The organism is Rivularia sp. UHCC 0363 (genome assembly GCF_034931125.1).
Lineage (GTDB): Bacteria > Cyanobacteriota > Cyanobacteriia > Cyanobacteriales > Nostocaceae > Rivularia.
In genome coordinates, this window is the sequence record NZ_JAYGHM010000006.1 from 170,243 (window position 1) to 189,921 (window position 19,679).

General features: G+C 38.9%; 15 protein-coding genes. 9 read left to right on the top strand and 6 right to left on the bottom strand.

Features of this window, described 5'->3' with window-relative positions; translation table 11 throughout:
* Nucleotides 1–8 precede the first annotated feature (8 nt).
* Nucleotides 9–1,337: a transposase gene (locus VB797_RS05780; RefSeq protein WP_323236702.1), complete on the bottom strand. Its 1,329-nt coding sequence runs from the start codon at nucleotides 1,335–1,337 to the stop codon at nucleotides 9–11.
* Between the two features lie 618 nt (nucleotides 1,338–1,955).
* Here VB797_RS05780 and kdpA point away from each other — a divergent pair.
* From kdpA to VB797_RS05810, 6 genes are all read left to right on the top strand, one after another.
* Nucleotides 1,956–3,644, top strand: coding sequence for a potassium-transporting ATPase subunit KdpA (gene kdpA, locus VB797_RS05785; protein ID WP_323236703.1), 1,689 nt, complete (start codon nucleotides 1,956–1,958; stop codon nucleotides 3,642–3,644).
* Nucleotides 3,645–3,775: 131 nt separating this feature from the next.
* On the top strand, nucleotides 3,776–5,884 hold the full coding sequence (gene kdpB, locus VB797_RS05790; RefSeq protein ID WP_323236704.1) for a potassium-transporting ATPase subunit KdpB: 2,109 nt from the start codon (nucleotides 3,776–3,778) through the stop codon (nucleotides 5,882–5,884).
* 76 nt (nucleotides 5,885–5,960) lie between these two features.
* Complete coding sequence (kdpC, locus tag VB797_RS05795; RefSeq protein ID WP_323236705.1) at nucleotides 5,961–6,563, top strand: K(+)-transporting ATPase subunit C; 603 nt, start codon at nucleotides 5,961–5,963, stop codon at nucleotides 6,561–6,563.
* A gap of 208 nt (nucleotides 6,564–6,771) precedes the next feature.
* Nucleotides 6,772–7,920: an anhydro-N-acetylmuramic acid kinase gene (locus VB797_RS05800; RefSeq protein ID WP_323236706.1), complete on the top strand. Its 1,149-nt coding sequence runs from the start codon at nucleotides 6,772–6,774 to the stop codon at nucleotides 7,918–7,920.
* A gap of 191 nt (nucleotides 7,921–8,111) precedes the next feature.
* Entirely contained in the window at nucleotides 8,112–8,558 is a 447-nt protein-coding gene (locus VB797_RS05805; protein ID WP_323236707.1) for a hypothetical protein, read from the top strand.
* Nucleotides 8,559–8,907: 349 nt separating this feature from the next.
* Nucleotides 8,908–10,479 carry a serine/threonine-protein kinase gene (locus tag VB797_RS05810; RefSeq protein ID WP_323236708.1) on the top strand — a complete coding sequence of 524 codons (1,572 nt, stop codon included), beginning with the start codon at nucleotides 8,908–8,910 and terminating at the stop codon, nucleotides 10,477–10,479.
* Nucleotides 10,480–11,159: 680 nt separating this feature from the next.
* Here VB797_RS05810 and VB797_RS05815 read toward each other — a convergent pair.
* From VB797_RS05815 to VB797_RS05830, 4 genes are all read right to left on the bottom strand, one after another.
* Nucleotides 11,160–11,357, bottom strand: a complete 198-nt coding sequence (locus VB797_RS05815) for an NblA/ycf18 family protein (RefSeq protein WP_323236709.1) — start codon at nucleotides 11,355–11,357, stop codon at nucleotides 11,160–11,162.
* 623 nt (nucleotides 11,358–11,980) lie between these two features.
* Complete coding sequence (locus VB797_RS05820) at nucleotides 11,981–12,709, bottom strand: Stp1/IreP family PP2C-type Ser/Thr phosphatase (RefSeq protein WP_323236710.1); 729 nt, start codon at nucleotides 12,707–12,709, stop codon at nucleotides 11,981–11,983.
* Nucleotides 12,710–12,726: 17 nt separating this feature from the next.
* The gene (locus tag VB797_RS05825) at nucleotides 12,727–14,412 is read right to left on the bottom strand and encodes an AarF/ABC1/UbiB kinase family protein (protein WP_323236719.1); all 1,686 of its coding nucleotides are present in this window, start codon (nucleotides 14,410–14,412) and stop codon (nucleotides 12,727–12,729) included.
* A gap of 133 nt (nucleotides 14,413–14,545) precedes the next feature.
* Nucleotides 14,546–14,884, bottom strand: coding sequence for a DUF6825 family protein (locus VB797_RS05830; protein ID WP_323236711.1), 339 nt, complete (start codon nucleotides 14,882–14,884; stop codon nucleotides 14,546–14,548).
* A gap of 701 nt (nucleotides 14,885–15,585) precedes the next feature.
* On the opposite strand from VB797_RS05830, the gene VB797_RS05835 reads away from it, so the two are divergent.
* Complete coding sequence (locus VB797_RS05835) at nucleotides 15,586–16,605, top strand: LysR family transcriptional regulator (RefSeq protein WP_323236712.1); 1,020 nt, start codon at nucleotides 15,586–15,588, stop codon at nucleotides 16,603–16,605.
* A gap of 66 nt (nucleotides 16,606–16,671) precedes the next feature.
* On the opposite strand, the gene recR is transcribed toward VB797_RS05835, so the two are convergent.
* Nucleotides 16,672–17,229 carry a recombination mediator RecR gene (gene recR, locus VB797_RS05840; RefSeq protein ID WP_323236720.1) on the bottom strand — a complete coding sequence of 186 codons (558 nt, stop codon included), beginning with the start codon at nucleotides 17,227–17,229 and terminating at the stop codon, nucleotides 16,672–16,674.
* Nucleotides 17,230–17,713: 484 nt separating this feature from the next.
* On the opposite strand from recR, the gene VB797_RS05845 reads away from it, so the two are divergent.
* On the top strand, nucleotides 17,714–18,616 hold the full coding sequence (locus VB797_RS05845; RefSeq protein WP_323236713.1) for an FAD-dependent oxidoreductase: 903 nt from the start codon (nucleotides 17,714–17,716) through the stop codon (nucleotides 18,614–18,616).
* A 279-nt stretch (nucleotides 18,617–18,895) separates the two neighbouring features.
* Nucleotides 18,896–19,549, top strand: a complete 654-nt coding sequence (locus VB797_RS05850) for a hypothetical protein (protein ID WP_323236714.1) — start codon at nucleotides 18,896–18,898, stop codon at nucleotides 19,547–19,549.
* Nucleotides 19,550–19,679: the final 130 nt, after the last annotated feature.

Below are 19,679 nucleotides of genomic sequence, written 5' to 3' on the forward strand. Positions count from 1 at the left end.
ACCAGTCCTTACTTCGTTGAAGAACTGGTTTCTACATCCAGTTCTGTAAGGGCAGATTTTTGACGTTTCTTCTGACTTAGTTGCTTCATAGTTCCGGCTTGCTTTCGCTTACCAGTGTTTGAAGTAGAGCTACAATCATCTACGCCTAAGAGGCTAGTTCCTAACCCCTGTAGATTATTTGAGTGCCAAAGCAACATTACTTCTGCGGATGCGATATCTCGCTGTTGCGTGTATCCACAGTTGTTGCAAATGTGTGTCCGCTGACTAAGCTCTTTCTTTTCTTGATATCCGCACTTTGGACAAGTCTGTGATGGTTTCACAATGCGTGTCGGAACCTCAACAAATAAACCATCTATGTCAGCTAGTTTCGCTTTCAAAGATTGCTTTATCATACCCATACCAACATCAAGGATCGACTTATTTAGTCCAGCTTTCTGCTTTTTTCGCTTGCCTTTCTTTGCCTTGGCCAGAATGTTTTTAACTTCTAGTTTTTCAGTTACTACCGTGCTGTTACCGCTTATTATCCGTGTAGTTTCCTGGTGGACAAAATTCTGTCTTTGGTTAGCAATTTTACGATATAACTTACTAACTAATTTTTGAATTTTTTTCCATCTTCTAGAAGCCTTTATTTTCTTTTTGAAGTTAGGAGAACGTTTGCGACGCTTTGCTTTACCTAACTGTTTATTTCTTTTTTCGGCTTTCCTAAAAAATCTAGGTGCTTCAACTAATCCATTATCCTCACCGTTTGTCCATGCGATTGCATCATTACAACCTAAGTCAATAGCAATTGTTCCACCTTCAGACGGGCGGCTATTTTTTAGCAAAGTATTGTCAACTTCTAACACGATGGAAGCGTACCATTTGCCGTTACGGTTCACGATATCTAAAGCTTTAGGGTGTCCCCAAAGTCTAGCTTTGCCACGCATTTGAATCTGACCAATTTTTGCTAATTCTAAATAACCATTATCTCCAGTGCTATGAACTTTCCAACCCGTAAATGATGGGTAAGTCCAACCCGAATAATGTCTAATCGATTTGAACTTCGGATACCCGCCAAGCCCTTTGAAGAAACGAGAAAATGCGACATCAACGCGCTTTAGTGTTGCTTGCAAGGCTTGAGAGTTTACTAGTTTGTATTCCGTCCAAACTTCTTTGAAATCTGGCAAACAGTTTTGTTGTTCAAAGTAACTAACAGATTGACCAAATTTTTTATAGGCTGTGATTCTATTAGACACTGCTGCATTGTACAAGTCTTTGTGTAACTTGCGATGGTAGCACAACTTTTCATTGACTTGCTTCCACGGATATAGTCTAAAAGTTGCCCTACGTAACGCCATCAGCAATCACCTCCTGTTCAGTTACTTGACTTATGCTAAATCAACACTATTGTAATTCACAATTAGCTTAATCAACTTTGGGGGTTAAAGTCTCCTGCTTCTACAAGCAGCACGTTTTGCGTCGGGGTAAAATCCCCGTTGCAAAACTCAATTACGAATTACGAATTACGAATTATTTTAATGGTCTTTTATTATACAGTAGTTTCCGCAAATATCTGTTATATCGTTGAAGGTTAATCAATTTTTAATTTTGGGTCAACTTAACTAAGGGATTTTTTTTATAAAATCTAGAATTGTTTTGGCAAACTGCGTGAAGCCTAAATTTGATTTTATTGCAGAAGGAATAATTTGATGGCAGCAATCGGACAATTAAATTATTGTTAAAAAATAATCTATAGATCGAAACGTAGGTTCATAATGCCAGAAATGTGTCAATATCCATTACAGATAGATAAAGAAAGCAATTTGGCTCAAAAAGGATTGCAGAATTAACTAAAATAAGATATTTTCTGGTGAGACTTGTAAATTATATTACAAAATTACAAGATTAACTAATATTTCTATCAATAGACAAGTTCTTAGTTAAATTTATCAAACTGTAAAACGGGCGCGAAATACATGGGACAAGGTTTGTTGCAGATAGGGTTAACCCTTGCTGTTGCGATAATGATTACGCCAATATTGGGAAAATATATAGCGAAGGTATTCATGGGTGAAGTAACATTACTTGATCGCGTAATGAACCCAGTAGAACAAGTTATTTATAAGCTAGCGGACGTAAATCCTCAAGAAAACATGAGAGGAAGGCAATATGCTTATTCTCTGCTGCAAAGCAACTTATTCATGGGAATTTTAGTATATTTACTCCTGACTTTTCAGAAGTATCTACCGTGGAATCCGAATGGTTTTGGTGCGATGAGGTGGGATTTAAGACTGCATACCACAATCTCATTTTTAACTAATACAGGACAGCAGCATTATTTGGGAGAGAAAACATTAAGTCATTTTAGCAGCATCGCGGCTTTAAACTTTTTGATGTTCGTTTCAGCAGCGACGGGTTTAGCGGTAGGTATCGCTTTTATTCGCGGTTTGACGGGTAAGCCTTTGGGGAACTATTATGTGGATTTAATTCGGGGAATCACCCGGATATTGCTGCCAATTTGTATTATTGGAGCCATCGTTTTGTTGGCTCAAGGAGTACCGCAAAATTTAGCAGCACCTTTATCAATAGAAACCTTAGAAGGTAGAACTCAATATATTGCCACCGGACCTGTAGCATCTTTTGAAATGATCAAGCTTTTGGGTACAAACGGGGGCGGTTTTTTTGGTGCAAACTCCGCTCATCCCTTTGAAAATCCCAATGGTGCCACTAACTTAATTGAATTAATCGCGATGATGTGCATTCCCATAGCGATGATATTTGTTTACGGTGCTTTTACCAACAATATAAAACAAGCTTGGCGATTATTTTGGATGATATTTGTAGTTTTCCTGGCTTTAGTTTGGATTACAGCAAGTGGAGAATTCATCGGTAATCCGATCGTAAATTCTAATTTGGGACTTGAAAAATTACCCAATCTAGAAGGAAAAGAAGTTAGATTTGGCTGGGTACAAACAGCATTATGGGCAGTTATAACTACCGCAACCATGAACGGTGCAGTTAACGGGATGCACGATTCATTAATGCCTGCTGGAGGTTTTTCCACCTTACTAAGTATGTTTTTACACGTAATTTGGGGTGGTATTGGCACCGGAATTGTTTATTTATTAATTTATCAATATTTAACTGCATTTTGGGCAGGATTAATGGTGGGTAGTACCCCAGAATTTTTCGGACGTAAAATTACCAAACGCTCAATAGTTTTAGCGAGTTTGGTAGTGTTAATTCATCCCGTAGCAGTAATGATTCCCAGCGCGATCGCTTTAGCTTATCCCGTGTCTTTATCTGGAATCAGTAACCCCGGAGTTCACGGAATTTCCCAAGTAGTTTACGAATATATTTCCGCAAGTGCTAATAACGGTTCTGGCTTTGAAGGCTTGATAGATAATACCTTATGGTGGAACTTAAGTAGTACTGGGAGTATGCTGTTGGGACGTTATGTTACGATATTTGCCATTTTACTTTTAGCAGATACTATGGCAAGTACAAAACCAGTACCTGCAATTGCCACTACCTTAAAAACCGATACATCTTTATTTAACGGCTTAACACTCGTTGTCATCTTTATTTTAAGCTTCCTTATTTTCTTTCCCATCTTAGTCAACGGTCCCATAGCCGAAGGATTTAAACTAGCCGTAGGACAGTAATCAGTTATGAGTGAGGAGTTATGAGTGAGGAGTTATGAGTTAATAAATTTATACTTCTCCCCATCCCCCTATCTCCCCATCCCCCTATCTCCCCATCCCCCCATCTCCCCATCCCCATTCAGAACAAGCCTATGAACCCAGTTGCGACTACTTCTAAGTCTAATCTTGCTACTACCCGTCCTAACGAACGTCGTTTTTCACGCAAAAAAGTGAAGGCAAGTAAAAAAGGTCTTTATCGTAGAGCGATAAGAGACGCTTTTGTCAAGTTAAATCCCAAACACATCATTAAAAATCCCGTTTTATTTGTGGTTTGGGTAAGCTGTCTGATCGTTTTAACAGCAACAATTTTCCCGGCTTTATTTGGTTCACCTGCAACAAATGATGCCCGATTTTTTAACGGCGCGATCGCCTTTGTTTTATTCTTAACTTTATGGCTGGCTAATTTTGCCGAAGCTTTTGCTCAAAGTCGCGGTAAAGCCCAAGCTGATGTATTGCGTTCGATTAAATCAGATATCAAAACTAAAAAACTTTTGGCTGACGGTACTATTTTAGAAGTTACCGCCACTAGTTTACAGCGCGGCGATACTGTATATGTGGTAGCTGGCGATATTATTCCCGCAGATGGGGAAGTAATCATGGGTGCTGCGAGCGTGGATGAAGGAGCTATTACTGGAGAATCGATCCCTGTACTTAAGGAATCTGGTTCCGATCTTGCTAGCTTTGTTACTGGCGGCAGCCGTATTATCTCCGATGAATTGATCGTCCGAATTACAGTAGACCCAGATAAAGGGTTTATTAACCGGATGATTTACTTAATTGAAAGTAGAGAACGTAAAAAAACTCCATTAGAAGCTACTTTAACGGTGTTAATGGCGTTGATTAGCTTGATGTTTCTATCGGTTGTAACAACTTTTCCCGCGCTGGCATATTATATCAAAACGACTATTAGCGTACCTATTTTAATTGCTATTTTTGTGGCATTAATTCCTACAACCTTTGCTAGCTTACTCAGTGCTACCACCATTGGCGGTATGGATCGGATTGCCCAGCTAAATTTAATCGCGACTTCAGCTAGAGCCATAGAAGCCTGTGGAGATATCAACACTTTAATTCTTGATAAAACAGGAACTGTGACACGAGGAAACCGTTTAGCAGATGGTTTTATTCCTATTAACGGTCATACAATGCAAGAAATTGCCGATGTTGCTCTGGCTGCCAGCGTATTTGATGATACATCTGAAGGAAAATCAATTATTCGTCTAGCGCAAAGATTGGGAGCAAGAATCGATTTTGACTACGAAAATGCCCAACCAGTAAAATTTACTGCCATGACCAGGATCGGAGGTACTGACTTACCGAATGGTTCAATGGCTCGTAAAGGTGCTGTGGATGAGGTAAAAAGCTTTGTGCGATCGCTAGGTGCTGGTGAAGAAACATCCGAACTCAATTCAGCTTATGAAATGGTATCTCAACAAGGAGGTACACCGCTAGCTGTATCTATGAATCGCGAAATTTACGGCATTATTTATTTAAAAGATAATATTAAGCCAGGAATACGCGAACGTTTTGGACAATTACGACGGCTTGGGGTACGTACCATTATGATTACCGGCGATAATCGTATAACTACCTCAGTAATTGCTAGAGAAACTGGAATAGAAGAATTTATTGCCGAAGCTACCCCAGAAGACAAAATTGCTGTAGTTCAACGAGAACAAGCAGAAGGAAAACTAGTCGCAATGACAGGGGATGGTACCAACGATGCAGCAGCATTAGCGCAAGCAAATGTTGCCGTAGCAATGAATAACGGTACTCAAGCAGCCAAAGAAGCAGCCAATATTATCGATTTAGATTCAGACCCTACAAAATTAATTGATATTATCGGCATTGGCAAACAAGTACTAATGACTCGTGGTGCTTTAACTACATTTTCCATCGCCAATAATATAGGTAAATACTTGGCAATTATTCCCGTAATATTTGCTTCCCCCGGCTTGAATAAACTAAACATTATGAATTTGACAAGCACTAATTCTGCCGTGCTGTCAGTATTAATTTACAACGCATTAATTATTCCCGCACTAATTCCTCTAGCGCTTCGAGGTGTTCCATTCACACCAATGACACCCAACCAACTTCTACAGCGCAATCTTTTGATTTATGGAATAGCCGGTTTAATTATTCCATTTCTTTTCATTAAATTAATAGACTTAATAATTTCTCTGACGGTGTTAGCGTGAAAATTAATAGGGAGTAGGGAGTAGGGAGTAAAAAATTCCTAACTCATTTAATCTAAAATCTAAAATCTAAAATTATATGTCTCAACTTCGAGCAATTGCTTCTTCAATTCGCGTGACTGTTATTTTGTGGTTAATTACTGCAATTATCTATCCGTTATTTATCCTTTTAGTTGCTCAAGCTCCAATATTTCAATATCAAGCGAAAGGTAGCATTATGGTCAACTTAAATAATGAACCAATCGGTTCAGCTTTAATCGGTCAAACTTTTACATCCGAAGAATATTTTCACAGCCGACCTAGTAGCGTGCTATACAGTCAAGGTAAGAAAGCTCAACCAACTGGAATTTCTGGTTCTAGCAATCTTGCTCCTACTAACCCAGAATTATTGGATCGCGTTTTGGAAACAGTAAACGAACTTCAAGACCAAAGTATAGATCCACTCGCCGATTTAATATATACTTCTGGCTCAGGTTTAGACCCTCATATTACAGTTAATTCTGCTATGCGGCAGTTACCCCGAGTTGCGAGCGCTCGCAATTTACAACCCGACCAAATTTATCCTTTTATTATCAAATATACCAAAGATAGATTTTTAAAAATATTTGGTGAACCTGGAGTTAATGTTCTGAAATTAAATTACGCTCTCGATCTCCAAGAAATCAACCGCAGGCAAAATTAATTATGGTATTTAACCTTTAACCTGAAACGGGAATTTTAGATTTAGATACGAGTAATCATTGAATCTTTTATTTTCTGGGATTAGTCTGGGTAAACATCATTACCTTTTGTAATGGTGATAGATACTTTTATCCCAAATCACACATTCCCCGGAATTAGAAGAGGGTAAATCCAAAATCTAAAATCTAAAATCTAAAATCTAAAATTCCATGACTCGCGTAATTGGTTTAATGAGTGGTACATCGGTAGATGGTATTGATGCTGCTTTAGTAGATATTTTCGGTACAGGTTTAGATCTAAAAATAGAATTGATAGCGGGTGAGACATATCCCTACCCCAGAGAAATTAGAGAACGTATTCTAAGCTGTTGTGCTGGTCAAACTATTTCAATGTTAGAGTTCGCAGAATTAGATGATGCTGTAGCGTTATCTTTTGCAAAAGCTGCGATCGCAATTCAATCAGGTCATCAAAAAGCGACTTTAATCGGTTCCCACGGTCAAACAGTTTACCATCGACCGCTGATGGAATATGACAAAGGAAAACTTGGTTACAGTTTACAAATTGGTCGCGGTATATTAATTAGCCAGCTAACAAGTATTACTACTGTGAATGATTTCCGTGCTGCTGATATTGCACTCGGCGGTCAAGGTGCGCCTTTGGTACCTCGTGTAGATGCAGCTTTACTCAGCCACAATTCTGAATCCCGCTGTATTCAAAATATCGGCGGAATTGGTAATGTTACTTATATTCCGGCAAATGATGGTAACTGGCTTTCCCAGATTCGCGGTTGGGATACTGGTCCTGGGAATAGTTTGCTCGATTTGGCAGTAGAACATTTAACTGATGGAGCCAAAACCTACGACGAAGATGGCAACTGGGCTTCTTCAGGTACTCCAGATTTTACCTTAGTCGAACAGTGGCTCAAACAAGAATATTTTCATATACCACCACCTAAATCTACAGGTAGAGAATTATTCGGAGTTGATTACTTACATCAATGTATAAAAGATGCAGCAAGTTTCCAACTTAGTTCGGCAGACTTTTTAGCAACTCTTACAGAATTAACGGCAGCTTCCATTGTTAGCAGCTACCATAACTTTTTACCAGAGATGCCGCATCGAGTATTTTTGTGCGGCGGTGGTTGTCGCAATCTTTACCTAAAACATCGTTTACAGCAGCTACTAGGAACTATACCCGTATCCACTACCAACGAAGTCGGTTTAGACGCGGACTTTAAAGAAGCGATCGCCTTTGCAGTTTTAGCATATTGGAGACAAACAGGCTCCCCCGGAAACCTACCCGCAGCCACCGGAGCAACTCAGGAAGCACTTTTAGGAAACATTCATACACCATTTTGAGAATGAGAGACCAGGGGATGGGGGGATGGGGGGAAAAGGGGAAGATAATTCTTATTAACTCCTAACTCCTAACTCCTAACTCTTAACTCTTAACTCCTAACTCCTAACTCCTAACTCCTAACTCCTAACTTTTAACTGTGCGTGGGCTATACTATTGGCGATACTGCAAGAATACAGGAAATTACCCACAGGTGGCTCATACTTTTTTACTTGAACCAGGGCGCTGGATGTTACAAGGAAATTGGTTAGAACGTGATGGTATGCCAATTAGCGTTAAAGGTATGACCTTGGTTGCTTGGAATCGAGATAACTGGTTCACTATGGTGACAAAGCTGATTTTTCCTTCATCCGAACATCCAGAAATTGCTTTGCAGTATAAAGGGCGTTTGGATGACGGAGAAAGGCAGTATACTTTTTTACTTCAACATAACTTATTAGGGCAAGTAGAGGGTGAAGGCTGGATTGGTCCCGATGCAATTATTCAGCGTTACTGGGTATTAGGCGATCGCCAGCGTCGTAGTGGTTTTGAAACTCTTCACCGCGTCTCAAATAACACTTACTACCTAACCAGCGGCATCATGGAAGGTCATTTTCTCACCAGTACAATGGAAGCGAATGTAGAACGTCAAATCACTTAATAGTTAGGAGTTAGGAGTTAGGAGTTAGGAGTTGGGAGTGTTACCCTGAGCGAAGCCGAAGGGTTAGGAGTTAATAAGAATTATCTTCCCCCCATCCCCCCATCCCCCATCCCCCCATCCCCTTGTCCCCTTGTCCCTCCTTCTGCAATTTTTTTTAACGAGAAGTTAAGTTTTTGAGTAAAAAATGGGCATTATAAATTTGAGATAAAGTTAGTAATTGTACAAAGTAACCGGGTATATCTACCATTGTTGATTAAAATCAACTTTTAATAATTTAAATGCTTTCTTTGTATCCAAAACCTGTCTTGATGGCGGGTCATATTTAATATTGTTATAGATTGGAGTTTCTATGTCAGACCCCAATATTGGTCGCTTACTCGGCAAGCGCTACCAGCTTCAGGAAATTATCGGGACTGGAGCGATGGGTCGAGTTTATCGTGCTAAGGATATTTTGTTAGGAGGTGTGCCTGTAGCAGTTAAGTTTCTCGCTCTTTCAGTCCAAAACACAAAAATGCGGTTAAAGGAACGCTTTGAACGAGAAGCTAAGACTTGTGCTTTATTAGGTCAACGAAGTATCCATATTGTTCGAGTCATGGACTATGGTGTAGACGAAAATTCTACTCCGTTTTATGTAATGGAATATTTACATGGTCGAAGTCTCAGCCATATTATCCGTGATGACCAACTATCTTTATCCAGGTTTTTGAATCTGGTACGTCAAATATGTCTAGGTTTACAGTGCGCTCACGATGGTATCCCCGTTGATGGCAAGGTCTACCCAATTATTCATCGTGATATTAAGCCTAGCAATATGTTGGCAATTCATGATGCTAGTTTTGGAGAATTAGTGAAAGTTCTCGATTTTGGGATTGCGAAGTTGTTACTCTCAGATACTCAACAAACTAATTATTATCTGGGTACTTTAGCTTATTCTTCTCCCGAACAAATGGAAGGAAAAGAACTTGACAACCGCTCGGATATTTACAGCTTGGGAGTAATGATGTTCGAGATGCTGACGGGGAAGATGCCTTTAGTTCCAGAAAATCATTCTTTTGGAGGATGGTATAAAGTACATCATTACAAGCCACCACGTCCTTTTTCTGAAGTTGAACCAAAGTTTCAACTACCTGTGGAGGTAGAAAATTTGGTACTGAAATGTCTGGCTAAGAAAGCTTTGGAACGTCCTCAAAGCATCAGTGAAATTCTCAAAAGTTTAATGTCTATAGAGGAGCGCTATCAAAATTCTCAGTTCCGCACAAATATTGATTCCGATCGTGTTTATCAAAATGATGCGGCCGAAGCTGCTACAGTTAAAGCTGATTTTAACCAGGATAAGCTTGATGTTAACACCTCAGTTTGCAACGACGAAATTCTGAGGCAAGCTGTTTGGCCTAAAGATAAACCGATCGCTGATATTGTTTTTCCTCAAAATATCGAGGTCAACGGCAATTCAACACCCGCTTTGTGGATCATGTTACCCCAAATAGAAATTCATAAGCGTTTAGTTTGTACTCGTTACAATCAATTTCTATTTATTACTGCACCTCACCCAATGTTGCTATGGATTACCGTTATTTACCATCGTAAGTTTGGTGCGAAATGGCTACCTTATTATTTGGATCTTAAAACCAATACGGGTAAAGACGCTGTTACTCTTTTAGGAAAAACGGGTTATTACCGTCTAGTCTTTTTTGGACGCGAAAATCCTTCTAAGTGCAGTCACATTTTACTATCGAGTATTGCTCCTGTTCAACGTCAGCGTCTACTTGATTGGGTCAAGATGAGTCACACCTTGGTATCTTCTGCTAAACCCCAATTTAGTAAAAAGTTACTTCAAGCTGAATATCACAAAATTAAGCCTCAAATCTTAACCAAATTGCAAGGAATTAACACAGATTCTCCGTTTGACCTCTCTGCTTAAAAAAATGCCACAGACGCAAAATAGACGCTGTGTTGAACCACTCGCAGCTATAAATAGACGGCGATTCAGGCATTACCTTCTAACTTGTAGTCCTTCTGACTTATCTGGTTAGAGGTTAGCACTTCGTTGGACATCTGCTCAGAGGAACTATAACGGTTCCTACTTTCACACTCGGCTACTTGATTTGCAGATTGTTGATATTTCTTCCATGCGTCCAACAAGAACGGCTCCGTCCCTGGATACTCACATTGAGCATCCCACAATGAAAGCTTATCGTTCCCGGATTAAAAATCAAGGGGTTTTGCTGAAGCCGCCTTCGTAGAGCATTTTTCTTATAAATTTGCTTTACCGAGCAAAATGAAGATTATTGTAAAGAAATGTAAGATAAGATTTGAGTTGAGATTAGATTATGATATCTTAATATTTGTCTTCATCATTAATAATAAGCATATAAAAATAAATATTTTTCGGAATTGCAAACTTTTCTCCACCATTTTTGACATGATGCAGAATAATTTTTGCATATAGCAAGTTAATTTAGTTGAGAAATTGTTTACTTTATAAAAATCTTTGTTTGAATTTGGTTAAGTTTATAGTTGACGCCCCGGCATCCCCAGCTTTTTTCCAATGGAGCGGAACCTAGCAAGAGAAGGAGGTCGTCCACTTTGACACCATTTAGTTTATGCCCAAGTGGGACCTGAATCTAAGCCCCATTGATGTTTGAGAAGTTCTTGGTAAGTAGCTTCTCTAACAACCATTTGCTCGTAAAGCTTGACTAAGAAGTCTTGAGCTTGTTCGTGACTCATATCCTTAACTTGGGTCGCAAAGGAGCGAATACTAAATTGCTGCTCCAATGAAAGTTCTATTGATTTGTCCATTTTTAAAACTCCAGAAACTAAAAAACAGCGGATGAAAGCTACATCGTTTACTTAAAAACCAGTACGGTTCGAGTAAGTGGCTTCGATTATGTTGGAATTAGTACCCCTGTATAAAGAAAGATAACAATTGTTTGACACATTGCCCACACTCTAAACGAGTATCTTTTGTTTTTTTTAGGTCTTGCATCTCTCTCTAATGGTATAAACCCCAAGTTTGAAGTCTCAAATTCCGGGAATTTGTTTATACGCGAACGCATAAAAGTAAATAAGATTACTTTGTACGATTCAAGAAGAAAGGCTAAGTTAGAATGAATTATATTCCTTCTAGCTTCTAAGGTGCAAGTTGTCAATATAGCAAATATGAAAATTTAGCCTCCAAAAGTGACTTTGGAGGCTAAAGTATTTGTATCAAATTGTAACTATAAAAAATGCTCAGATTGAACAAATTGATGAGTATTTTTGCTCTAATCTATAAATAATTCTCTCTTTAGCGGAAAACTACCTACAGAATAAGTTCTCTCGTACACCTATTTATTAATCTTTTGACAAGCAAAATTGCGATCAAAGCTAAAACACAGTGGATATTAGAGGAATTAAAAACGTATTGTTCAAAATTTTCCGAGCTAATTATCAAGTTCAATAATTGCAACAGTAATATTGTCGTGTCCGCCTCGTTCCTTAGCCCCTTCTATTAGAGATTCAGCTGCTTCTTGAATTGTATTACTTTCTTGCAGATAATAAGCAATTTTCTCGTCTACAAGTTCTTCTGTTAAACCATCGCTACATAATAAGAGGCGATCGCCAGATTTGACATCGAGCGGTTGCACATCAACCTCATGTAAGTCATCGCGTCCGAGACAACGGGATAAAACATGACGAAAAGGATGATTTCGAGCTTCATCAATGGTAATGTCGCCCATTTTTAAGGCGCGTGCAACCCAAGTATGGTCTTCTGTGATTAATTCTAAAAGCCCAGATCTCCAGCGATACAGACGCGAATCTCCTACATGAGCAACATAAGGAGACTCGTTGGGGCGAAACACAACTGCCACCACAGTAGTTCCCATGTCGCCACGTTCTAAGTGATTGTGCTGGTCTAATAGAATACCTTCATTAGCTTGCCACAGAGCAGATTGTAACAATTCGGACGAAGACTTAGAGCTATCCCAATTTGATAACAGGTACTTTTGGATTTCCATAGTGGCAATTCGACTTGCCTCCTCACCTCCCGCATGACCACCCATACCGTCGGCTACAATGAAAAATCGCCCTTCCGGGTCGATGTAGTAAGCATCCTGATTGTTAGAACGAATAAGTCCCGGATCGCTAGAACCCGTGAATTTAAGTTTCATATAGTTTGATCTAAAAACTAATACATACGGTCGTAACGGTCGAGACGCAAAAGCAGTCTAATTAACAGCCAAGAAACAACTGCGGCAATTAAACCCGCGCATAGTGCGAACCATACATAATCATGAACCAACAATATCGTAGCAGAAAGGGTAAATCCACTGATAATCAAGGCATAAGTTCCCCCCAGCAAGATATTTGTTTGTCTTCGTAGCAAACGCTCTGTTTCAATAGACCGGACACGCACGCGCACATCTCCCCGCTCAAGTTTGTCTAGTGTATCTTCTAATCTACGTGGTAGACCAAATGCACTAGCACTGACTTGAACTGCTTGACGACTTAATTCGTTAATTATACTGTTCCCCTGAGAACCATTCATATCACTCATAAGCTGCATTGCATATGGTTTAGCAACTTCCATAAAACTAAAGTCTGGATCTAACCCCTTACCAACTCCTTCAAGAGTAGAAAAAGCCCGCATCACAAAAGTGAAAGTAGCCGGAAAACGAAATGGCTGGTCGTAAGCTATTTCGTACAAATCTTCACTAATACTAGCTACAGATTGTTTCTCAAAGGGTTTATCCATAAAGTGATCCAGCATATACTGAACCGATCGCCGTACTGGACCCATGTCATCAGCTGGCGCTAACGCTCCTAATTTTACTAGCGAATTAACTACTCGCTCTCCGTCTTTAGAAGCAACACCAAAAAGTGTATCCATTAATCCTTCGCGCACGTTGGACTTGATTTGTCCCATCATGCCAAAGTCATAAAATATTAACGCACCATCTGGACTAACAGCAATGTTACCAGGATGGGGATCGGCATGGAAAAAGCCATTATTTAACAATTGATGTAAGTATGCTTCGGCTCCCTGACGAGCAAGAACTTTTCGATCCAAACCCGCTGCTTCTAAAGCTTCATACTGACTAATTTTAATACCTGGTAGATACTCTAACGTCAGTACTCTTGGTGAAGCATAACGCCAGTAAACGCGGGGTACTTTCACCCATTCTTGAGCGCGAAAGTTACGGCGGAAAGTATCGGCGTTTCGACCTTCATTAAGATAATCAATTTCTTCCCAAAGGATACGACAGCATTCTTCATAAATGCCAAGCCAATCTCGTCCTCTTCCCCATTTGGGATGATTCTGAAAGTATCTAGTAATACCTTTAAGAATTTTTAAATCAATTTCAAAAAGCTGTTTTAGTCCCGGACGCTGTATCTTGACAACAACCGCTTCCCCAGAATGCAGCACTGCTTTATGAACTTGTCCCAAGCTAGCAGCAGCTAAAGGAATCGGTTCAAAGCTGGCAAACAATTCGGGAATTTTTTTCCCTAGCTCGTATCCAATAATTTCTTCTACTTGCTCGTAACTGAAAGCTGGTACCTTGTCTTGGAGTTTAGTTAGTTCCTCTACATATTCACTAGGAAATATATCAGCACGAGTAGAAAATAACTGACCTACTTTAATGAAAGTGGGTCCCAAATCTAGCAGAGTAGTACGAATCCAAATTGCTTGTACTTTTCGTCTTGCAGCTTTTTTGGTTTCGGTAGCTCCCCCAGAATAACTCCAGGACTTATTGTATAGCCAAAGCCTCAACATTAAAATCAATACGAATGACCAAATGTCAAAGAAGCGTCGTCTACTAGAATAATTTTTGCGGTTCCAACGGTATGCTTTATCTGAATAACCCTTTTCCATAGCTTTGCAAAGCCGTTGATTTTCAACCGAGCGTAGATAGCCTAAGTTAAGACTCAACACTCGGTGTTTTTACCAACGTCCATACCTCTTTGTATTTCCTTATTATGATTAATTTTCGATTCTTTTTGTGGTTTTAAACGGAACCGCTACGATAACGTTGCAATTCTGTACGCAATACGGCAATTTCTGCTCGTAGTTCGTCAATCATTGCTTGTAGGTCAATAGGTTCCGAACTGCTTTGTCCGGGTGCTGTTGGTGTAGTATATCTACCACGAGTAGCACCCGCAGTTTCAGCCGAACGTTCGGCTCGCTGCATTACTTCCGAGGAAAACGAGCGCATATGTTCTTTAAGTTCGGCATCTAATTTACCAAGTTCGCTCAAAGCATCGGTAAAAGCACCTTCAACACGTTCGTTAAGAACTTCAGCGGCTGCTCTGCCTACGAAAAATGCCTGCACAAGGGGGTTACTCATAGATTCTTTTTTTATGGTTGTCCGCAAAAAAATTATAACTTGCCGTTATACCCAACGTGCTGATAGTGAACCGGATTTGGTTTACATTATTTTTAAATTGTTTTTGCGATCGCTCGTATATTTTTATTGCTACGTCTTTGTGTTATCAACGTTTCAGCTTTATTGTCTGCTCGATTTTGGTAGCCCCAATCTGAGAAAATCTGGAACAATAATTCTTTCGATAATTTTTATAGTTTAACCTTCTTGGTCGCTTCTGCTCAAAATTATCTTCAACACTAAGCTGTCGCGCATTTAATTTGTATTTTTCTAGCGAGCAAGATGCATGTCCTTACGGACACGCTGCGCTACCGTACTACAAGACTTTCATAAAATTTAAATATACAAATTAAAAGGGTTTTAGCTTATAAAAGTGCAAAATAAATTTCTGCACTCGAATCTACTATAAATTAATCGCAAATCTTTGAGTAAATTATTGCTGCTGGCAATCTTGAAAGTAATACTCTAACGAATATTAAGTTAATTAAAGTTTCGCAACATAAATGTTGTTAAAGTAATGTATATTGAGTTTAAGCAACATTTGTGTTGCTTTAGTCAGAAATTCGATGCATATGGGAATATTGCCTGTATTTAGGAAAAAGCTTATTGCTTCCCTGTTGAATTGCCAAGTACAAATGCAGCTAAACTAGTAATTAATAATTTTTATGAAAAGTTATTTAGGGGATGTTAGACAAAAGGACACCCTCTTAAAGTGCATTACTTTAGACCAATTAAAGGTATTTGAAGCGGCTGCGAGACACTCTAGCTTTACTCGTGCAGCAGAAGAATTATTTGTAACTCAGCCGACAGTATCAATGCAAGTAAAGCATCTAACACAAGCGGTAGGAGTGCCTCTATTTGAATACGTTGGCAAGCGTATCTATTTAACAGAAGCAGGAAGAGAGGTATTGAGTACCTGCAAAGAAATTTTTAAAAATCTTGACAGATTGGAAACCGCAATTGTTGATTTAAAGGGAATGAAGCAGGGAAGACTGCGATTAGCAGCGGTTACTACGACTAAATATTTTATTCCCAAATTACTCAAGCCATTTTGTAAACTTTATCCCGGCGTTAGTGTTTCTTTGGAAATAACTAATCATAACGTCTTGTTATCGCGATTAAATGAGAATCTTGACGACCTTTATATTCTCAGTTGTCCACCGGAAAGAGAAGATATGCAAACAAAAGCATTTCTAGATAACCCGTTAGTATTAGTTTCTCCATGCGACCATCCTCTAGCGTTTAAGCGTAACATTTCATTAAAAAACTTAACAAACGAACCTTTTATTATGCGGGAACAGGGTTCTGGAACTCGCAAGGTAATAGAAGACTTTTTTGCTCAACATCGAATATCAGTAAGTATAAACCTGGAACTTGGCAGTAATGAAGCTATCCAGCAAGCTGTAATTGATGGTTTGGGACTTTCAGTTCTATCTCTTCATACTTTAAATTCTGCCGAGACAATAAATAAACTTGCGATATTGGATGTTGAAGGTTTCCCCATATATCGCCAATGGCACGTAGCGTATCCTAAGAAAAAACAACTTTCGATTACCGCAAGTACTTTTTTAGAATATTTGCTCTTACAAAGTAAGAAATTTTCTGTTGACCAAAAAAACCCTTTACGAATAGTTGAAGCTTTGCAAGCTATGTCAATGCTTGGCGCTACAAGTCAAATAAAATAATAGGAATTAGGAGTTAGGAGTTAACAATTTTCTCCTTGTCCCTTGTCCCCTTGTCATTTTTCATAATCAATCTAGCTCTCGGCGACCTTCCAAAGCTCTTGCCAAAGTCACTTCATCAGCGTATTCTAAATCGCCACCTACGGGTAAACCGAAAGCGATTCGCGTCACCTTGGTGAATGGCTTGAGCAGTTGACCAATATATAATGTAGTTGTTTCACCTTCAACACTTTGACTAATCGCTAAAATAACTTCTTCGGGGTTTCGCTGACTTACCCGACGCACCAAAGGTTGAATATTCAACTGTTCGGGACCGATACCTTCTATGGGAGAAATTACACCTCCTAGAACATGGTACTTACCTTTGTACTCCCTTGTTTTTTCCAAAGCAATTACATCGCGGGAATCTGCGACTACACATATAATCTTGTTATCGCGTTTGGGATTGCGGCAGATTTCACAAACTGCTTCGGAAGATAAGTGAAAGCATTCCCGACACAAACCTACCTGTTTTTTGGCATCAATCAAAGCTTGGGCTAAAGCTTCTATTTCTGCTTCCGGTCGTTTTAAAATATGCAGCGCTAATCGTTGGGCAGTTTTCGGACCAACTCCCGGTAAGCGTTGCAGCTGCTCGATTAATCTGGCTAAAGGACGTGCGTAAACCGTTTTCTTGTCTCCAGTGTTTGCGTGCCATATCTATAATGACATTCTTCGCTAAATCTGGAGCGCTGATTATAAATAACTATTTGTACCTCAGTTAATTAGACATTTTGTTTAGGCAGGGAATAGTAAATCAGGAATAGCTATATAACTGTGCGGTAATTGTATGAATAATTTGATAATTTGATTTTATTACTTAGATATCTCCGAAAACTAATTTTATTTATAACTGCTCTTGCAAAACATTAGAAACCATTTTTTTTACAGCGTTAATACGTAAGTGAAACTTTAACAATGTATTAAATAAAAATTACAATTTCAAAATTAATTGATTCAGATAGGATAATCAATAAGCCGCGATTTATTAAGCGTTTTACCGCAAATTTATCGAGATTACGATCAAATTCCAGATTACGCCAAAATAGCGATCGCGATCTCTACTAAGGCGGGTTTGGTTGCAAGTTATCCAGATATTAATTTACTCAATCCCACTTTAGTAGCAACTCGTGCAGATATTTCTGTATTTGTTTATCAAACTTTAGTTTATTTACAAGAAGCTGAAAAAGTTGATTCAAATTATTTAGTTTCACCATCCTTTTCTATAGTTAAAGAATACGACATTATCTGTTTTGGTGATGAAGTTTCCGGTGTTTTAAGTTTGGTGTGTGCTTCGCGAGAATATTACCGTCGCACGGGTAAGTATCCCCGCAGTTTGTTATTATTTAAGGGAAATTCCCAATTAGGAATTGGCGGTCATTTAGTTCGGGGAGGCTTATCTTATCTTGACCGTTCGGCTGTTCCAATTTCTATCCGTCAGCAGTACGATTTGGACACGTTCGGAGATTCACCGGCTATTTATCAAGAATTTCTACAACGTTCTGGAGTTTATCAAATAGCTTTAAACCCTCAAGATGCTAATATAACTCTACGTCAAATGTTGCAAGAAATAAGAGCAGATATTCTAAGCAATGCAGAAATAAAGTCAGTAATTAAAGATGGAAAGAAAATAACTGGGATTAAATTAACTAGAAGTGAAACCTATACAGCCAAGCAGTTTATTGACTGTACTGTAAATGCAGAATTAGCGCAATTTGCTGGGGTGAAAAAACTCAAAGGTTTTGAAACATTTGGTTTACCAGATTCAGAATTATCAGTAACTTTAACGTTTGAAACTAAAGGATTAACTGTAGATAAACTTAAACGTATTGAATATGAATATCTAGAAGGCTTTACTGATACAGCTAATACTCAATTTCAAAATTTAATTAATATTGCTGCTGGTAATAATGCAGAATTCGCCGATTATCTCAGGAAAAATTTAATTGATGAAAATGAAAATTTGAAAACGATGTAAGCTGATGTGCAGCTAAATTATATAATGCGAAAAAATGAAAGCATTGTAGTGCGGTAGCGCAGCGTGTCCGTAAGGACATGCATCTTGCTCGCTAGTATTATATAAATTAAGTGCGTAACAGCTTATGCGGGTAAAGACTATATAGATGTTCGTTCCAAAGCTTTATCAATTGCTTATCATAGTTTTCGAGGTACGATCTTATCTTTACAAACTAGCGGAAGTATTCTTGATAATGGCAATGTCGCGATTTTACCTAACGGTAACTTGTCATGGAATGCTTTGCTATTCGATGTAAATGCAGAACAAGCGGAAACTTTAGCGAGGAAAAAAGCGTTACCAACGTCCGCAATGCGTCAGGAAATGGAATTTGTCAGTAAGTGGTTTAAGAGTATGGGTGCTACCGAATTTATACCAGCTTCTGAGTTATACATCCGTCATGCAGGAAATATTACTGGAGCAGTAAAATCTTTCACGGGAGCAGAAATGCTAGCTGGGGGAGTGACTGTAGATGAAGCTTTGGGTACTTTTGGCTACCATTTCGATATTCGTGGAGGTATCAAAGGTTTGGGTAATAGAGCGCTACAAAAAGGATTGGAGATATTTCGTTTACATTTACCACCATTATTTAACTTTGGTATTCAACACGCTTTAATTAAAGATGTTTCTAACCTCGTAGTTATCAGCCCCGCTTCTGGATTTGAAGGTTATGCTAGCTCTGCGGGTAGAATCGTAGAATTTAACTGTGGTGTCGGACAAGGGGTAGGAATTGCGATCGCGATTGCTCTCACTACTGCACCACGTAATCTTGCAGAAATTTCTAATCAAGAGGTGCGAGAAGTTTTGGTAAATACGCAGCGTTTACCAAAGATATATGGAGTTAGTTATCTTGAGCAAGCGCGAGAGTTAGATGTTTTTGAGAATTTGATTGCTTGATTGATATTTTGTGCTGTTTAAATTGATAATTTAGTACGAACCAATAAATTACACAGCAAAAAACGCCTCCCGATCTTGGAAGGCGTTTTTATGATGTAGAGACGTAATACATTACGTCTCAAATATTAAA